The organism is Micromonospora sp. KC213, from assembly GCF_004348325.1.
In the GTDB taxonomy this organism is placed as follows: domain Bacteria; phylum Actinomycetota; class Actinomycetes; order Mycobacteriales; family Micromonosporaceae; genus Micromonospora.
The window spans coordinates 1-15,676 of the sequence record NZ_SMKF01000025.1 but is presented as its reverse complement, the minus strand read 5'-3'; the positions used below and the strand labels follow the sequence as shown (position 1 = coordinate 15,676).

The 15,676-nt window shown below is 72.3% G+C and carries 16 protein-coding genes and 1 pseudogene; 12 read left to right on the top strand and 5 right to left on the bottom strand.

The window, feature by feature from the left end; all coding sequences use genetic code 11:
• Positions 1–3: 3 nt before the first annotated feature.
• Complete coding sequence (locus E1166_RS08545) at positions 4–237, top strand: hypothetical protein (RefSeq protein WP_088964796.1); 234 nt, start codon at positions 4–6, stop codon at positions 235–237.
• Positions 238–446: 209 nt separating this feature from the next.
• Here the strand turns inward: E1166_RS08545 and E1166_RS08540 are convergent, their stop codons facing one another.
• Entirely contained in the window at positions 447–2,177 is a 1,731-nt protein-coding gene (locus tag E1166_RS08540) for a DEAD/DEAH box helicase (RefSeq protein WP_132337310.1), read from the bottom strand.
• Positions 2,178–2,355: 178 nt separating this feature from the next.
• The gene (locus tag E1166_RS08535; RefSeq protein WP_132262236.1) at positions 2,356–2,574 is read right to left on the bottom strand and encodes a DUF3039 domain-containing protein; all 219 of its coding nucleotides are present in this window, start codon (positions 2,572–2,574) and stop codon (positions 2,356–2,358) included.
• 85 nt (positions 2,575–2,659) lie between these two features.
• On the opposite strand from E1166_RS08535, the gene E1166_RS08530 reads away from it, so the two are divergent.
• Positions 2,660–3,583, top strand: coding sequence for a pseudouridine-5'-phosphate glycosidase (locus E1166_RS08530; RefSeq protein ID WP_132337308.1), 924 nt, complete (start codon positions 2,660–2,662; stop codon positions 3,581–3,583).
• Complete coding sequence (locus E1166_RS08525; protein WP_132262231.1) at positions 3,580–4,479, top strand: carbohydrate kinase family protein; 900 nt, start codon at positions 3,580–3,582, stop codon at positions 4,477–4,479. Before E1166_RS08530 ends, E1166_RS08525 begins: the two co-directional genes overlap by 4 nt.
• Before the next feature lie 56 nt (positions 4,480–4,535).
• Here E1166_RS08525 and E1166_RS08520 read toward each other — a convergent pair whose 3' ends face one another.
• Complete coding sequence (locus tag E1166_RS08520) at positions 4,536–4,892, bottom strand: DUF3099 domain-containing protein (RefSeq protein WP_132262229.1); 357 nt, start codon at positions 4,890–4,892, stop codon at positions 4,536–4,538.
• A 104-nt stretch (positions 4,893–4,996) separates the two neighbouring features.
• On the opposite strand from E1166_RS08520, the gene E1166_RS08515 reads away from it, so the two are divergent.
• Both E1166_RS08515 and E1166_RS08510 read left to right on the top strand, forming a co-directional pair.
• Positions 4,997–5,308, top strand: a complete 312-nt coding sequence (locus E1166_RS08515) for a hypothetical protein (protein WP_243706079.1) — start codon at positions 4,997–4,999, stop codon at positions 5,306–5,308.
• Positions 5,298–5,609, top strand: a complete 312-nt coding sequence (locus E1166_RS08510; protein ID WP_132262225.1) for a hypothetical protein — start codon at positions 5,298–5,300, stop codon at positions 5,607–5,609. The genes E1166_RS08515 and E1166_RS08510 overlap by 11 nt, the downstream gene beginning before the upstream one ends.
• A gap of 43 nt (positions 5,610–5,652) precedes the next feature.
• Here the strand turns inward: E1166_RS08510 and E1166_RS08505 are convergent, their stop codons facing one another.
• The gene (locus E1166_RS08505) at positions 5,653–6,228 is read right to left on the bottom strand and encodes an HhH-GPD-type base excision DNA repair protein (RefSeq protein ID WP_132337303.1); all 576 of its coding nucleotides are present in this window, start codon (positions 6,226–6,228) and stop codon (positions 5,653–5,655) included.
• 141 nt (positions 6,229–6,369) lie between these two features.
• Between E1166_RS08505 and E1166_RS08500 the strand changes: the two genes are divergently transcribed.
• The 5 genes from E1166_RS08500 to E1166_RS08475 all read left to right on the top strand — a co-directional run bounded on the left by E1166_RS08500 (position 6,370) and on the right by E1166_RS08475 (position 12,301).
• Positions 6,370–7,044, top strand: a complete 675-nt coding sequence (locus E1166_RS08500; RefSeq protein ID WP_132337301.1) for a DUF4433 domain-containing protein — start codon at positions 6,370–6,372, stop codon at positions 7,042–7,044.
• A 5-nt stretch (positions 7,045–7,049) separates the two neighbouring features.
• Positions 7,050–8,114, top strand: a complete 1,065-nt coding sequence (locus E1166_RS08495; protein ID WP_132337299.1) for a macro domain-containing protein — start codon at positions 7,050–7,052, stop codon at positions 8,112–8,114.
• A 454-nt stretch (positions 8,115–8,568) separates the two neighbouring features.
• Positions 8,569–9,627, top strand: a complete 1,059-nt coding sequence (locus E1166_RS08485; RefSeq protein ID WP_132337297.1) for an iron ABC transporter substrate-binding protein — start codon at positions 8,569–8,571, stop codon at positions 9,625–9,627.
• A 2-nt stretch (positions 9,628–9,629) separates the two neighbouring features.
• Positions 9,630–11,231 carry an iron ABC transporter permease gene (locus tag E1166_RS08480; protein ID WP_132337295.1) on the top strand — a complete coding sequence of 534 codons (1,602 nt, stop codon included), beginning with the start codon at positions 9,630–9,632 and terminating at the stop codon, positions 11,229–11,231.
• Positions 11,228–12,301, top strand: coding sequence for an ABC transporter ATP-binding protein (locus E1166_RS08475; protein ID WP_132337293.1), 1,074 nt, complete (start codon positions 11,228–11,230; stop codon positions 12,299–12,301). The genes E1166_RS08480 and E1166_RS08475 overlap by 4 nt, the downstream gene beginning before the upstream one ends.
• 68 nt (positions 12,302–12,369) lie before the next feature.
• Here the strand turns inward: E1166_RS08475 and E1166_RS08470 are convergent.
• Positions 12,370–13,536 (bottom strand): annotated as a pseudogene (locus E1166_RS08470) (S8 family peptidase); the annotation flags it as partial.
• Positions 13,537–13,770: 234 nt separating this feature from the next.
• Between E1166_RS08470 and E1166_RS08465 the strand changes: the two are divergent.
• Positions 13,771–15,252, top strand: coding sequence for a methyltransferase (locus E1166_RS08465; protein ID WP_207914102.1), 1,482 nt, complete (start codon positions 13,771–13,773; stop codon positions 15,250–15,252).
• Complete coding sequence (dtd, locus tag E1166_RS08460; RefSeq protein WP_132262210.1) at positions 15,252–15,674, top strand: D-aminoacyl-tRNA deacylase; 423 nt, start codon at positions 15,252–15,254, stop codon at positions 15,672–15,674. The genes E1166_RS08465 and dtd overlap by 1 nt, the downstream gene beginning before the upstream one ends.
• Positions 15,675–15,676: the final 2 nt, after the last annotated feature.

Genomic DNA, 15,676 nt, shown 5'->3' with positions numbered 1-15,676 from the left:
GCGATGACCCCGACCCTCACGCCGCCGCCCGAGACGGTGGCTCCCCCAGCCGCCGATGAACGGTGCGACCGCTGCAATGCTGCCGGCAAGCTCCGGATCACTCTGGCGGGTGGGAGCGAGCTGGTGTTCTGTGGGCACCACGCGAACAAGTACGCGGAGGATCTCGTGAAGATCACCGTGAAGTACGCGACGGACCCGGAGTTCAGCTGGCGAGGCGCCGATCTGATGGCGAACTGAGTCCGCAGAATCGCAAGAGCGACGACATAGCCGACCGGAGGTGGCCCGACAGGCCCCCTCCGGTCGGCTTTCTGCGTCCGCCAGGTCTCTGTCCACGCCGCAACCCAAGTGATCCACTCCGGGTGCGTCGCGGCAACCCGACCCTGGGACGCCGCACCATGCCGCAATCCGCGTAGCTCGGCGCGGCGGCGCGCACAGCCCCGCCGGGATCAGAGGGTCTGGACGGTGGCGATGCGCTCTTCGAGTTGTTCGATCGTCGCCTGGGCGCTGGGCGGGCCGCCGCAGAGCCGGCGCAGCTCGGCGTGGATCTTTCCGTGCGGCTGGCCGGTCCGGTGGTGCCGGGCGGCCACCAGGGCGTTCAGTTGGCGTCGCAACGCCACCCGGCGCTGGGCGGCACTCATCGGCGCGGGCGGCGCGGGGGGCGCAGCGGCCGGCTCAGCGGCCCTGGCGGCGGCTCTGCGGCGCTGGGCGGCGAGCTGCTCGGCCTGCCGCTTGGTCAGCAGCAGGGAAACCTGGTCGGCGGTGAGCAGGCCGGGTAGGCCGAGGTACTCCTCCTCTTCCGGGGTGCCGGCCTGGGCGGCGGTGCCGAAGGACGCGCCGTCGAAGATCACCTGGTCCAGTTCGGCGGTGGCGGAGAGCGCTGTGAAGCGCTTCTCCAACTCCCCGCTGGCCTGCTCGTCACGTTGGGCGCGGGCCAGCAGGTCGTCGTCGAAGCCCTCCCGCTCCTTGGGCTTGCCGAGGACGTGGTCGCGGGCGGCCTCCATCTCGCTGGCCAGACCGAGCAGGTGCGGGACGCTGGGCAGAAAGACCGAGGCGGTCTCGCCGGGGCGGCGGGCCCGCACGAAACGCCCGATCGCCTGGGCGAAGTAGAGCGGGGTGCTGGCGCTGGTGGCGTACACGCCGACAGCCAGCCGGGGGATGTCGACACCCTCGGAGACCATCCGGACCGCGACCAGCCAGCGCTGCTCGGACGCCGCGAACGTCGCGATCCGGGCGGAGGCGCCCACGTCGTCGGAGAGCACCACCGCGGCCTTCTCGCCGGTGACCTGTTCGATGAGCCGGGCGTACGAGCGGGCGTTCTGCTGATCGCTGGCGATGATCAGGCCGCCGGCGTCGGGCATGCCGGCGTTGCGCAGCACGGTCAGCCGGGCGTCGGCGGCGCGCAGCACCTGCGGCATCCAGTCCCCGGCCGGGTCCAGGGCGGTACGCCATGCCTGCGCCACGAGATCCTGGGTCATCGGCTCACCGAGCCGCGCCGCCAGTTCGTCCCCGGCGTTGGTCCGCCACCGGGTCTCCCCGGAGTACGCCAGGAACAGCACCGGCCGGACGACACCGTCACGCAGGGCGTCCGCGTAACCGTAGACCGAGTCGGCGCGGGAACGCAGGAAACCGTCCCCGCCGCGTTCGTAGCTGACGAACGGGATGGGGTTGTCGTCGGAGCGAAACGGCGTACCGGTGAGCATGAGGCGGCGTACCGCGGGCTCGAAGGCCGCCCTGACCCCGTCACCCCAGGTCCGGGAGTCGCCGGCATGGTGGATCTCGTCCAGGATGACCAGGGTGCGCCGGGTGAGGGTGCGCCGCTTGTGCACCTGCGGGGCCATGCCGACCTGGGCGTACGTGACGACCGCGCCGTGGAAGTCGGCGGCGGAGTGCACGTCGGCGTTGCGGAACGCGGCGTCGAGCTGGATGCCGACGCGGGCGGCGGCCTGCGCCCACTGGGTCTTCAGGTGTTCGGTCGGGGCGACCACGGTCACCGCCTCGACGGTGCCGTCGACGAGCAGCTCGGCGGCGATCCGCAGAGCGAAGGTGGTCTTACCGGCGCCGGGGGTGGCGACCGCGGTGAAGTCCTCGGTCCGACGACGCAGATACTCCACCATCGCCTTGCGCTGCCAGGCACGCAGGGGCGGAAACGTGTCGAGCGCAGGCAACCGGGGTGCCACGCGTAGCTCCTCTCCGACCGCACCAGGCGGACCCCGGCCGAGGGCCACGGGTGCCGCCGCCCATGAAAAGGCCCTCGCGCATCGGGTGCCGCGAAGGCCGGCTCAGCATAACCAGCGGCGGTCGGTCGCCCCACTCGACGCCACGCTGATTCGGGTGGGCGGCCTGGCCGCCCTCGAATCAGTCGGCGTACGAGTCGTAGATCTCCTTGCACTTCGGGCAGACCGGGGACCCGGGCTTCGCGGCCTTCGTCACCGGGAACGTCTCGCCGCAGAGCGCGACCACGTAGGTGCCCATGACGGCACTCTCGGCAATCTTCTCCTTACGGACGTAGTGGAACATCTCGGGACCGGTGTCGGCGTCCTTCAGCTCTGGACGCTCAAGAATCTGAGCACTCACATCGCACCTCCAACTTTTTAGTCTGGCAGGTCGGAAAGAGCTGGTCCACCGCAGCCCGCCCAACGGCGGCCCGTACGGTACCCAGGTGACCAACTTCCACATCCGTCCCGGCGCCGAGGTCGCCGCCGCCCTGCGCACCGGTCGTCCCGTCGTCGCCCTGGAGAGCACCATCGTCTCGCACGGCCTGCCCCGCCCAGACAACCTGCGGGTGGCCCGGGAGATCGAGCAGACGGTACGGGACGCCGGGGCGGTCCCGGCAACCATCGGCATGATCGGCGGTGAACTGGTCGTCGGATTGGACGACGCCGAGCTGACCCGGCTGGCCGCCGCAGACGGGGTGAGCAAGCTTTCCGTGCGCGACCTCGCGGTGGCCGCGGCGACCGGCGCGGACGGCGCGACCACGGTGGCCGCCACCAGCGCGGTGGCCGCCGCGGCCGGGATCGGCGTGTTCGCCACCGGCGGGCTCGGCGGGGTGCACCGCGAGGCCGCCCAGAGCTTCGACGAGTCCGCCGATCTGACCACCCTGGCCCGCACCCCGATCGCGGTGGTCTGCGCCGGGGTCAAGTCGATCCTCGACGTGGGCGCCACCCTGGAACGGCTGGAGACCCTCGGGGTCGCGGTGGTGGGCTACCGCACCCGACGCTTCCCCGGCTTCTACCTCACCGACGCCGGCTTCGACCTGGACTGGTCGGTGGACTCCCCGGAGCAGGTGGCGGACGTGCTGGCCGCCCGGGCACGGCAGGGTGTGCACCAGGGCGGGCTGATTGTGGCCAACCCGCTGCCGGCCGACGAGCAGCTCGACCCGGAGCTGCACGACCGTACCCTCGCCGAGGGCCTGGCCCGGCTGGCCCGCAACGGGGTGACCGGCAAGGCGGTGACGCCGTTCCTGCTGTCCCACTTCCACTCGGCCACCGAGGGCGCGAGCCTGGCGGTCAACGTACGCATCATCCTGCGCAACGCCGATCTGGCCGGCCGGATCGCGGTGGCCGCCGGGCGCGACCGGGCATGACCCGCCCGTCCCGGATCGTGGTGGTGGGTGACCTGATCACCGACGTGGTGGCGGTGCTGGCCGGACCGCTCGCCCCCGGATCGGACACGGCGGCGGGCATCCGGGTCGTCGGGGGTGGCCAGGCGGCGAACACGGCCGCCTGGATCGCCGAGCAGGGCGTGCCGGTGACGCTGGTGGGTGCGGTCGGCGACGACAGCGCCGGCCGGGACCGGGTGGCCGAGCTGGAGCGGGTCGGGGTGCGGTGCGCGGTCGAGGTGCGCCCGGACGTCCCCACCGGCACGGTGATCGTGCTGGCCACCGGCGACGAGCGCACCATGGTCGCCGAGCGCGGCGCGAACCTGCGGCTGACCGTCGGGCACGTCGAGCAGGCCTTGGCGGCGGCACCCGACGCCGCGCACCTGCACCTGTCCGGGTACCCGCTGCTGGATGCCGCGTCCCGACCGGCCGGGCTGGCCGCGCTGGCCGCCGCGCGCGGACGCGGCCTGACCACCAGCGTGGACGCGGCCTCCGCGACGCCGCTGCGGCGGACCGGCGCGGCGGCGTTCCTGTCCTGGGTACGCGACGTGGACCTGCTGCTGGTCAACGCCGACGAGGCCGGTGTGCTCGCCGGCGGGCTGGATCCGGAGGCGCAGGCACGGGCGTTGTCGGCCGCGGCCCGGCGGGTGGTGGTGAAGCGGGGCGGAGCCGGCGCGGTCTGGTACGACCGGAACGCGACGCTGGAGGTGGTGCCGTCCCGGCGGGTGGCGGTGGTCGACGTGACCGGCGCCGGGGATGCGTTCGCGGCGGGACTGCTGGCGGCCTGGTTGGCCGGCGCGCCGCCCCGGGCGGCGCTGACCCGGGCCAGCGACCTGGGCGCCCTGGCGGTCTCGCTGGTCGGCGCCCGGCCGGCGGGCTGACGTCCGCGCCCGACGGCGGGCTGACGTCCGCGCCGGCCGACCGGCAGACGCGCCGGTCAGGATTCGGCGTCGATGACCTTGTGGGGGTGTTCCTCGGCCGCCAGGCTCATCGGCGGCGTCTCGTCCCGGCTGCGGGGCTGGAACCGGCCCGCCAACCGGTGCTGCTCCTTCGGCGGCCGGTCGTTGGCCAGCAGCACGGCCAGCCACGGAATGAGGATCATCCCGAGCGCGACCAGCGGCAGCCAGAGCCAGAGCAGCGGGGCCTGCGCGCCGACCAGGATCGCGCCGACGATCACGCAGGCCACCCGGACGCCCATCATCAGCACGTAGCGTTTCTGCCGGCTGGTGAGCTGGTCGTCCTGGCTGCGTGCGGCGTCGGTGATCAGGATCGGCTGGTACGCCTGACGCTTCACACGGACCTCCTCGAGGGGTACGCCCCATCCTGTCACCGGCCGGCCTTGATCAGCGACAATCCATCCGAATCGTGTAGGTGTTACGCCGGTGGTACGCTCCACTGGTGGGCAGCCGGTTCAGCTTCACCGCCGAGGCGTTGGCCAACCTGCGGGTCTACGACGTCACACCGGGGGAAGTCTGGGAGGCGCTGCACAGCACCCGCCGGGTGATCCGCCACCTGGGTGACGACGTCATGGTCGTCTACGCGGCCAGCCACCGCGGCCGACGACTGGCCGTACTGCTCACCGAGGCCGACGGCACCGACAACGACTGGGACATTCTCTCCGCCCGCGAGCTGAGCGACGTCGAGGCCAAGCGCTACGACGAGGCGGTGCGGAGGGACCGGCGACGAGGAGACGGTCACCATGCACCGTGACGAGGCGACCAAGCGGTTCCACGACGGCGGCGACGCGCTCGCCGAACTCATCGACGAGAGCCAGCCGGCGCAACTGCCCACCCCCGACACCGACGTGCCGATGGTCAGCCGCTCGGTACGCCTGCCGTTGGAGACGTACGAGCGGGTACGGGCCGCCGCCGAGGCCCGCGGCATCGGCGTCACCACCCTGATGCGGCAGTGGATCGAGGCCGGGCTGGCCGACCTGGACGACTCCGCCACCGTCTCGCTCGCCGACGTGCGGCGCGCGCTGGCGTCGCTGTCCCGGCCCACCGCCGCCTGAACCGCCACCCCGGCGGCGGGCGTGGCCGCACCGGGCCGGGCCGTCAGTCCTTCGCGGCCCTCGCCTCGGCCTTGGCGGCCTGCTTGAACTCGCGTACCCGGCGCAGCGACTCCGGGTCGACCACGTCCGCCACCGACCGGTACGCGCCCTCCTCGCCGTACGCGCCGGCGGCCTCCCGCCAGCCCGCCGGACGGACGTCGTAGCGCTTGCCGAGCAGGGCCACGAAGATCTGTGCCTTCTGCCGACCGAAGCCGGGAAGTTCACCGACCCGGCGCAGCAGATCCCCGCCGTCGGCGACGTCGGCCCAGAGCCGGGCGGCGTCGCCGTCGTACCGGTCGACCAGGGCCCGGCACAGCTCCTGCACCCGGGTGGTCATCGCCTTCGGGAAGCGGTGCAACGCGGGCGGGCGGGCGAAGATCTCCAGCAGCGCGTCCGGGTCGTACTCGGCCAACTCCCGGGCGTCCGGGTCACGGTCGAGCCGCTGGGCCAGCACGTACGGCGAGGAGAACGCCTTCTCCATCGGAATCTGCTGGTCCAGCAGCATGCCGGTGAGCAGCGCCAGTGGGCTGCGGTTGAGCAGGTCGTTCGCCGCGGGGTCGATCGGCAGGGAGAGCGCCATGTCCTGATGATGCCGTACCCCAGCTGGCGCTGCTCCTTCGACTGGCCGCCGAGCGGAACCGGTTCGTTAGAGTCTGCGCCCGGGGGCCCACGAGACGCAGGAGTCGAGTGCCCATGACGGCGAACCGGGAGATGCCTCGGCATGCCTGAAGGCATCAACGTAAGGGATCGGTGGATCTACCACTTCACTCACCTGGACAACATCAAGGCGATCTTCGATTGCGGCTACCTGGCCTGTGACGCAGTCGCACGCGGCGGCTTGACGCGGACCGAGGTCGGCGACCCGGCGATCAAGGAGTCTCGCCGTCAGCGACCGGTGTTGGCTGGCCCCGGCGGGCAAGTGGGTGACTACGTGCCGTTCTACTATGCTCCGAAATCACCCATGATGTACCGTATTGCCTGCGACCACCGGGACAGCAAACCGAACTGCTATCCCGGCGGGGACCGACCGCTCGTGTATCTCGTAACCCGGGTGGGAGTCGCGGTCACCGGTCTCTCTGGCTGGGTCGGCACCGACGGTAACGCCGCCACCGCTACCACTGAGTTCACCGCCGACCTGCAGACGTTGGCCGAGATGGTCGACTGGCCGCTCATGACCGCGGAGCGGTGGAACAACACCGCCGAAGACATGGACCGCCAGCGCAGGCGTCAGGCAGAATTCCTCGTTCACCACACGTTGGCCACGCCGCTGATCCAGTGGATCGGCGTCCACGACGATCATCACCGCTCGCGGGTGCAGGCGCTCCTGGCAGGGCATCCGCTGGCAGACCGGATTATCGTCAGGCCGACCTGGTACTACGGGTACGAAAGGAGGTGAGAAGCATGATCGAGGAAGGGCACGGCAACCTGCTCACCGCTGAGGTGGAGGCTCTCGTCAACACGGTCAACACGGTTGGGGTAATGGGCAAGGGCATCGCCTTGCAGTTCAAGCGAGCCTTCCCCGCCAACTTCCGCGCCTACCGTGCCGCTTGCGCCAGGGGCGAGGTTCGCATGGGTCAGGTCTGGACATTCGACACCGGGGTGCTCGGTTCCCGCCGATTCATCCTGAACTTCCCCACCAAGCGACACTGGCGTGGCAGCTCGCAGCTGGAGGACATCGCAGCGGGCCTGGACTCTCTGGTCGAAGTGGTCAACCAACGTGCTATCACCTCGATCGCCATACCTGCCCTGGGATGCGGCAACGGCGGCCTGCGGTGGAGCGAGGTCCGTCCGCTCATCGAGCAGGCAGCCGAGCGTTTGCCCGGCGTGCGCGTGGTGATCTTTCCTCCGGAAGGGGCTCCGCCGCCTGCCGCCATGCCCAACGCGACGCCACCCCCGGTGCTGACTCCCCTGCGCGCCGTGCTGTTGATCGCGGTCGCCCGATACCTAGACCGCGCTCGCCTGCAGGAGGTCCGGGAGGGGATCAGTGAGTTGGAGATCCAGAAACTCGCTTACTTCCTCCAGGTCCTGGGCACGCCGTTGAGATTGGCGTTCAACCGGGGAGCGTACGGACCCTACGCGCCGAGTCTCGGTCATGTGCTGGTCAGCCTTGAGGGCCACTACCTGTCGGGCATCGGTGACCGGTCCGCGTCGGTGACCCAGTTCGCTCCCATCAACCCACTTCCTGACGGCCTCGAGGCAGCCGAAGCAGTCCTACGAGGCGAGGATGAGATCGTTCGGCGGATCGGTGAGCTGCTAAAGCTGGTTGATGGCTTCGAGACACCTTACAGCCTCGAACTACTCGCCACGGTGCATTTCGCCTCCATCCAGGCACCTCCGACAGGCTCACCTGCCGAATTGGCCGAGCGAGTGGCGTCCTGGAGTCTCCGCAAGGCGCGCATGTTCACAGACAAGCACGTACGAGTAGCCGCAGCCCGTCTCCAGGAACACGAGCTTCTGCCGGCCTGAAAAGAGGTGGTAGAAGCTTCCTGTGGGCGCCGTAGGTGCGGTCCAGCAGCATGCCGGTGAGCAGCGCCAGTGGGCTGCGGTTGAGCAGGTCGTTCGCCGCGGGGTCGATCGGCAGGGAGAGCGCCATGTCCTGATGATGCCGTACCCGGCTGGCGCTGCCGGTGTGACTGGCCGTCAGGCCGACTCCTCAGGTGATCGCCTCTGCCCGCCCCCGTCGGCTCTCCCATGCCTCACCCGGCGTTGATCGACTCCGTCTGCGCCGGTCGGTGGTGTCCAGGCGCGAGCGGAGTGATCTCAGGTCAGCTGTCCCGCACAGCCAACCAACGCCGGCCGTGATCCCACCGGTGTGTCGTTCATCCCGCCTGCCACCAGGGCCGATACGGTATGAGGTAAGGCTGTGCTAACTTCAGGCCGGTCGGCGGAGCGCCCGTCGAGCGAGCTGAAGGAGTACACCGTGCCCGTCCCCGCCCGCAGGCCCCTCGCGGCCGTCGCCGCCGCCGGGCTGCTCTCGTTCGGTCTGGTCGCCTGCGGCTCCGGCGGCGACGACGCCGGGGATCCGGGCAAGCCCGGCGACAAGACGATCACGGTCTACAGCGGCCGTAACGAGACACTGGTCAAGCCGCTGCTGGACAGGTTCAGCGAGCAGACCGGAATCACGGTCAAGACCCGGTACGCCACCACCGCGCAGCTCGCCGCCCAGCTCGTCGAAGAGGGCGACAATTCCCCCGCCGACGCCTTCTTCGCCCAGGACGCCGGCGCCCTCGGCGCGGTCGCCAAGCGCGGTATGTTCGCCCCGCTGCCCGCCGCCGACCTGGAGAAGGTGCCGCAGACCTTCCGGTCCCGCACCGGCCAGTGGGTGGGCGTCAGCGCCCGGTCCCGGGTATTGGCCTACAACGCCGACACCGTGCCCGCCGCCGAGCTGCCCAGGTCGGTGTTCGAGCTGACCGACCCGAAGTGGAAGGGCAAGATCGGCCTCGCCCCGACCAACGCGTCGTTCCAGGCGTTCGTCACCGCGATCCGGGTGCAGCACGGCGATCAGAAGGCCAAGGACTTCCTCGCCGGCCTCAAGGCCAACGAGCCGCAGATCCGCGACAACAACGTCAAGATCGTCGAGGACGTGGACAACGGGACCATCCCGGTCGGCCTGGTCAACCACTACTACCTCGGCGAGGTCGCCAAGGAGAAGGGCACCACGCCCGACGGGCTCAAGGTGAAGCTGCACTTCTTCCCCGGCGGCGACACCGGCGCGCTGGTCAACGTCGCCGGCGTCGGGGTGCTCAAGCGCTCCGCCGAGGACCCGGACACCAAGGCCTTCGTCGACTTCCTGCTCAACCCCGAATCGCAGCGGTACTTCGCCGAGCAGACCTTCGAGTACCCGGTGGTGACCGGGGTCGCCGCGCCGGCCGGAGTGCCGCCCCTGGCCGACCTGGACACCCCCGACATCGACCTGAACGACCTGGACACCCTCGACGTCACCATCAAGATGATCACGGAGTCGGGCCTGGTGCCCTGAGCATGACCACCACCACCCCCGAGGCGGGGCCGGCCCGGATCGGGCCGGCCCGTTTCGGCGTACGCGGGTGGGCACGCCGACTGGCGCCACGCCCGGCACTGCTCGCGGCCTCCACCGCCGCGGTCGCCGTAGCCCTGATCCCCCTGGTCTACCTCGCGGTACGCACCGCCGAGGCCGGCGTCGGGCGGCTCGGCGCGCAACTGTGGACCGGGCGGGTCGGGCTGCTCGCCGCCCGCAGTCTCGGGCTGGCCGCCGTGGTCACCACCGCCTGCGTGGTGCTCGGGGTGGCCACCGCCTGGCTGGTCACCCGCACCGACCTGCCCGGGCGGCGGTTCTTCGCGGTGCTCGCCGCGTTGCCGCTGGCCGTGCCCACCTACATCGCCGCGTTCGCCTGGGTCTCCACCGTCGACCGCCTCGAAGGGTTCTGGCCGGCGGCGCTGGTGCTGACCCTCTGTTCCTACCCGTACGTCTTCCTGCCCGTCGCCGCGGCGCTCAAGGGCGCCGACCCGGCGCAGGAGGAGGTCTCCCGCTCGCTGGGGCGGGGCGGTTGGCGCACCTTCACCGACGTGACCCTGCGCCAGATCCGCCCGGCCACCGCCGCCGGGGCACTGCTGGTCGCGCTCTACGTGCTGGCCGACTTCGGCGCCGTGTCGATCCTGCGCACCGACACCTTCACCCGGGCCATCTTCGTCGCCTTCGACCTGGGCTTCGACCGCACCGGCGCGTTGGTGCTCTCCAGCGTCCTGGTGGCGCTGACCGTACTGCTGCTGGCCGGTGAGACCGCGACCCGACGGCGCGGCGCCCGATACGCCCGGCTCGGCGGAGCCCGCCGCCCCGCCGCCCGGCTACGGCTCGGTCCGGCCCACTGGCCGGCCCTGGCGGCGCTGCTCGCCGTCGCCGCCCTGGCGCTGGGGGTACCCGCGGTCAGCCTGGCCCGCCGGCTGCTCAGCGGGGTCTCCCGCCCCGGCGCGCTGGCCGAGGTCGCCGCCGCCGCCGGCAACTCGCTCGGGCTGTCGCTGGCCGGCGCCGCCCTGACCATGCTGCTGGCCCTGCCGCTCGGACTGCTCACCGCCCGCGCCCCCGGCCCGCTGGCCACCGCGCTGGACCGGCTCGCCTACCTCGCCCACGCGCTGCCCGGCGTGGTGATCGGACTGTCGCTGATCTTCTTCGGCATCACCGTGGCCCGACCGCTCTACCAGACGTCGTGGCTGCTGGCGCTCGCCTACGCCACGCTCTTCCTGCCGCTGGCCGTCGCCGCGGTGGCCGGCGCCGCCGGCCAGGCCCCGCCCGGGCTGGAGGAGGTGGCCCGCTCGCTGGGGCGCGGGCCGCTGGCGGTGCTGCGCACCGTCACCCTGCCGCTGACCCTGCCCGGGATCGGGGCGGGGGCGGCCCTGGTCTTCCTCACCGGCATGAAGGAACTGCCGGCTACCCTGCTGCTCCGCCCGACCGGCACCGACACCCTCGCCACCGAGCTGTGGACGGCCACCTCCGTCGGGGCGTACGCCGCCGCCGCGCCGTACGCCGCGCTGCTGGTGGCCATCTCGGCGCTGCCGACCTGGTGGCTGGTCGCCCGGGGTGGCTTGCTCGACAAGGAGGATCGATGAGCGAGGTCGTGCTGGCCGGCGTCGGCAAACGGTACGGCCCGGTGACCGCGCTGGACGGGGTCGACCTCACCGTCCCGGCCGGCGCGCTGACCGCGGTGCTCGGCCCGTCCGGCTGCGGCAAGACCACCCTGCTGCGCTGCCTGGCCGGTTTCGAGCGGCTGGACGCCGGCACCATCCGGGTCGACGGGCGGGAGGTGGCGGGCCCGGGTCGCCACCTGCCGGCGCACCGCCGCCGGATCGCCGTGGTGCCGCAGGAGGGCGCCCTCTTCCCGCACCTGAGCGTGGCCGCCAACATCGCGTACGGCCTGGACCGGGCCGCCCGGCGCGGCGACCGGGTCGACGAGGTGCTGGCCCTGGTCGGGCTGGCCGGGTACGGCGACCGGATGCCGCACCAGCTCTCCGGCGGCCAGCAGCAGCGGGTCGCCGTGGCGCGGGCACTGGCCCCACGGCCCTCGCTGGTGCTGCTGGACGAACCGTTCAGCGCGCTCGACGCCGGGCTGCGCGCCGGCCTGCGGCACGACATCCGGGAGGCGCTGCGCACCGACGGCGCGACCGCGGTGCTGGTCACCCACGACCAGGGTGAGGCCCTGTCGGTGGCGGACCGGGTGGCGGTGCTGCGCTCCGGGCGGGTGGTGCAGGCGGACTCCCCGACCGCGCTGTACCGCGAACCCGCCGACGAGTGGGTGGCCGGGTTCGTCGGGGACGCGGTGCTGCTGCCGGCGGTCGCCTCCGGCGACACGGCCCGTACCCCGCTGGGGACCCTACCGATCATCGGCGCGGCGCACGGCCCGGTGACCGTGCTGGTCCGGCCGGAACAGCTGCGACTGACCGCCGCCGCGGGCGGAGCGGCGGTGACCGCCACCGTGCTGCGCCACGACTTCCACGGTCACGACGCCCTGGTCGCCCTGCGATTGGCCGACGGCACCCGGGTCACCGCGCGGATCTGGGACGAGGCGGATCCGGTACCGGTCGGTGCCGAGGTGGGCGTCCACGTCGACGGCCGGGCCCGGGCCTGGCCCGCCGCGCCGAACCCTACCCCGGTGCCGACCCCGGCGCTGCCGGTCGGCTGACCGACGCGACGCGGCCCGGTGGACGGGGGGGACGTCCACCGGGCCGCTGGGGCGGGTCGTCAGTTGACGACGAAGAGCAGCCGGTTCGGCGAGCCGCTGCCCGGGTTGCCCACCACGCCGGTGGTGGCGTTGCTGGTCAGGAAGTTGCCCACCTGCGCCGGGGTGTACGACGGGTTGGCGCCGAGCACCAGCGCGGCGGCGCCGGCCACGTGCGGCGCGGCCATCGAGGTGCCGCTGAGGCTGCTGGTGGCGGTGTCGCTGGTCCGGTACGCCGAGACGATGCTCGCGCCCGGGGCGAAGATGTCCACGCAGGTGCCGTAGTTCGAGAAGGACGCCCGGGCGTCGCTGCTGGTGGTGGCGCCGACGGTGAGGCCGGCGGCGGCCCGGGCCGGCGACGAGTTGCACGCGTTGGCGTTGGAGTTGCCGGCGGCCAGCGCGTACGTGATACCGGAGTTGATCGAGTTGGTCACCGCGTTGTCCAGCGCGCTGCTGGCGCCGCCGCCGAGGCTCATGTTGGCCACGGCCGGCTTGACGGCGTTGGCGGTCACCCAGTTGACGCCGTTGATGACGCCGGTGGTGGTGCCGCTGCCCTGGCAGTTGAGCACCTTGACGGCGACCAGGCGGACGCCCTTGGCCACGCCGTGCGCGGTGCCGCCGACGGTGCCGGCGACGTGGGTGCCGTGGCCGTTGCAGTCGGTGTTGTTGCTGTCGACGGTGTTGGTGCCCCAGGTCGCCCGGCCGCCGAAGTCGGTGTGGGTGGTCCGGATGCCGGTGTCGATGATGTAGGCCCGCACGTTCGAGGCCGTGTTCGGGTAGGTGTAGCTGCGGTTCAGCGGCAGGTAGCGCTGGTCGATGCGGTCCAGGCCCCACGACGGCGGGTTGGTCTGGGTGGCCTGGGCGGTCAACACCTGGTCCTGCTCGACGTACGCGACGGCGGGGTCGGCCGCCAGCCGGCGGGCCTGGGCGGCGCTCATCTTCGCGCTGAAGCCGGTGATCGCGGCGCTGTAGACGTCGCCGACGCTGCCCCCGTACCGCTTGGTGAGGGCGGTGGCGCGGTCCGGCACGGCGCTGCGGGCGGCGCGGGTGTTGGCGGCGCCGACGGCGTCGGTCTTCAGGACGACGAGGTAGCTGCCGCTGATCGCGTTCGGGGCGGAGGCGTGGCGGATCTCGCCGGTCGGGGCGGCGAGGGCCGGGGTGGTGGCGGCGGCGGTGAGGGCCGCCGCCGCGGCCGTCATGGTGAACGCGCGGATCACGTGGCGCCGGTTAACGGGCACGGTCGACATCGTCTGAACTCCCTACCGGTGCGTCCGGCGGTTCCTGGCCGCGGGGACGCCCATCGACGGATGTTGGGGGGAATGCTAGCCATCCATCGAGATGCATGAAAGAGATAACAGCGAATCTATCCAGGCAGCGATATGGATGTAACAGGTGCCGACCGCCGCGACTCCTCGGCCAGGCAGGATGTCGACGTGGAACGACACGACATGCTGCTCTCCCCGGCCGGCGTCCAGGCGCTGCGTACCGCGCTGGACCGGGCCGGTTTCACCTCCAACGGCATCGCCGGCCGGCTCGGCCCGGCGGCCACCGGCGGCATCGCCCGCAACGACTTCCGGGCCGCCCTGCGCGCCACCGCCGACCGCGATCCGCTCGCGACCCTGATCCGGGTGTTCATCTGCGACCAGACCGAGTCCGAGGCGGTGGTCGCCGCCGCGCTCGCCCCGCTGCCGATCGCCGACGCCCTGGCCGGCGGGATCGTCGAGCGGCACGGAGACGGCCTGCGCGCCGGGGTCGACCTGGAGCCGTACGGGGACGACTGGTGGGTGCTGGCCGACCTGCCGGCCAGCGCCCGTCCCGGCCGGCCGTTGCACGCCGAGCACGTGCTCGGCATCGGCGGGGCCACCCAGACACTGATCGGCGCGACCATGCGCCGACCGGTGGCGACCGCGCTGGACCTGGGCACCGGTTCCGGTATCCAGGCGCTGCACCTGGCCACCCACGCCCGCCGGGTCACCGCCACCGACATCTCCGAGCGGGCGTTGCGCTTCGCCGCCACCACCGCCGCCCTCAACGACCAGGACTGGGAGTTGCTCCGCGGCGACCTGGTCGCCCCAGTCGCCGGCCGCCGCTTCGACCTGGTGGTGAGCAACCCACCCTTCGTGGTGGGTCCCGGCACCACCACCCACGTCTACCGCGACTCCGGCCGGGTCGGCGACACGATCGGCGCGGAGCTGGCCGCCGCCGCGCCGGGCCTGCTCACCGCGGGCGGCACCATGCAGTACCTGGCGAACTGGGTGCACGTGGCCGGCGAGGACTGGGGCGAGCGGGTGGCCGGCTGGTTCACGGGTACCGGATGCGACGCCTGGGTGATCCAGCGCGAGGTGGCCGACCCGATGGCGTACGTCAACCTGTGGCTCACCGACGTCGGCGAGGCCGCCGACCCGCAGCGGATGGCCGCCTGGCTGGACTGGTTCGACGCGCACAGGGTGGAGGCGATCGGTTTCGGCATCGTGTCGCTGCGCCGGTCCGGGCACGCGGACCCGGTGGTCCGGGTGGAGGACCTACGCCAGCGGGTCGAGCCGCCGATGGGCGACCGGATCGCCGCCTGGTTCGACCGCCAGGACTTCCTGCGGGTACGCGACACCGACGCGCTGCTCGCCGAGCGCTACCGGGCCGCCGAGGGGCTGCAACTGCGCCAGGAGGCCACCATGGGCGACGACGGCTGGGCGGTGGACCGGCAGACGCTGGCCATGCCGCACGGGCTGCGCTGGACCGAGGAGATCGACCCGCTGGTGCTGGCCCTGGTCGGCGGATGCGACGGCCGGCTCGCGCTGCACGACCAGCTGGCCCTGCTGGCCGCCGCGCACGACGTGCCGCCGCAGGAGTTGACCGAGGCGGCCGGGCCGATCGTGGCGCACCTGGTCGAACGCGGCATCATCGAACCGGTGACCTGATGCGTGCGCTGCTGCAGACGGTGTCCCGGGCGAGCGTCACGGTCGACGGCCAGGTGGTCGGGGAGATCGCCGACGGGCTGCTGGTGCTGCTCGGGGTGGCCCGTTCGGACACCCCGGAGATCGCGCAGAGCATGGCCCGCAAGATCCACGAACTGCGCATCCTGGACGACGAGCGCAGCGTCGCCGACACCGGCGCCCCGATTCTGCTGGTCAGCCAGTTCACCCTGTACGGCGACGCCCGCCGGGGCCGGCGTCCGAGCTGGACCGCCGCCGCCCCCGCGGAGCTCGCCGAACCCCTGGTGACCGCGGTCGTCGACGCACTACGCGCCCGCGGCACCCGGGTCGAGACTGGCCGCTTCCGCGCCCACATGCTGGTCGAGAGCGTCAACGTGGGCCCCCGCACCCTCCTCCTCGACCTCTGACC

Coding starts and splice junctions, on each gene's coding strand:
- E1166_RS08545 (WP_088964796.1), top strand. CDS start 4: ATGACCCCGACCCTCACGCCGCCGCCCGAGACGGTGGCTCCCCCAGCC.
- E1166_RS08525 (WP_132262231.1), top strand. CDS start 3,580: ATGACCCGCCCGTCCCGGATCGTGGTGGTGGGTGACCTGATCACCGAC.
- E1166_RS08510 (WP_132262225.1), top strand. CDS start 5,298: ATGCACCGTGACGAGGCGACCAAGCGGTTCCACGACGGCGGCGACGCG.
- E1166_RS08505 (WP_132337303.1), bottom strand. CDS start 6,228: ATGGCGCTCTCCCTGCCGATCGACCCCGCGGCGAACGACCTGCTCAAC.
- E1166_RS08500 (WP_132337301.1), top strand. CDS start 6,370: ATGCCTGAAGGCATCAACGTAAGGGATCGGTGGATCTACCACTTCACT.
- E1166_RS08495 (WP_132337299.1), top strand. CDS start 7,050: ATGATCGAGGAAGGGCACGGCAACCTGCTCACCGCTGAGGTGGAGGCT.
- E1166_RS08480 (WP_132337295.1), top strand. CDS start 9,630: ATGACCACCACCACCCCCGAGGCGGGGCCGGCCCGGATCGGGCCGGCC.
- E1166_RS08475 (WP_132337293.1), top strand. CDS start 11,228: ATGAGCGAGGTCGTGCTGGCCGGCGTCGGCAAACGGTACGGCCCGGTG.
- dtd (WP_132262210.1), top strand. CDS start 15,252: ATGCGTGCGCTGCTGCAGACGGTGTCCCGGGCGAGCGTCACGGTCGAC.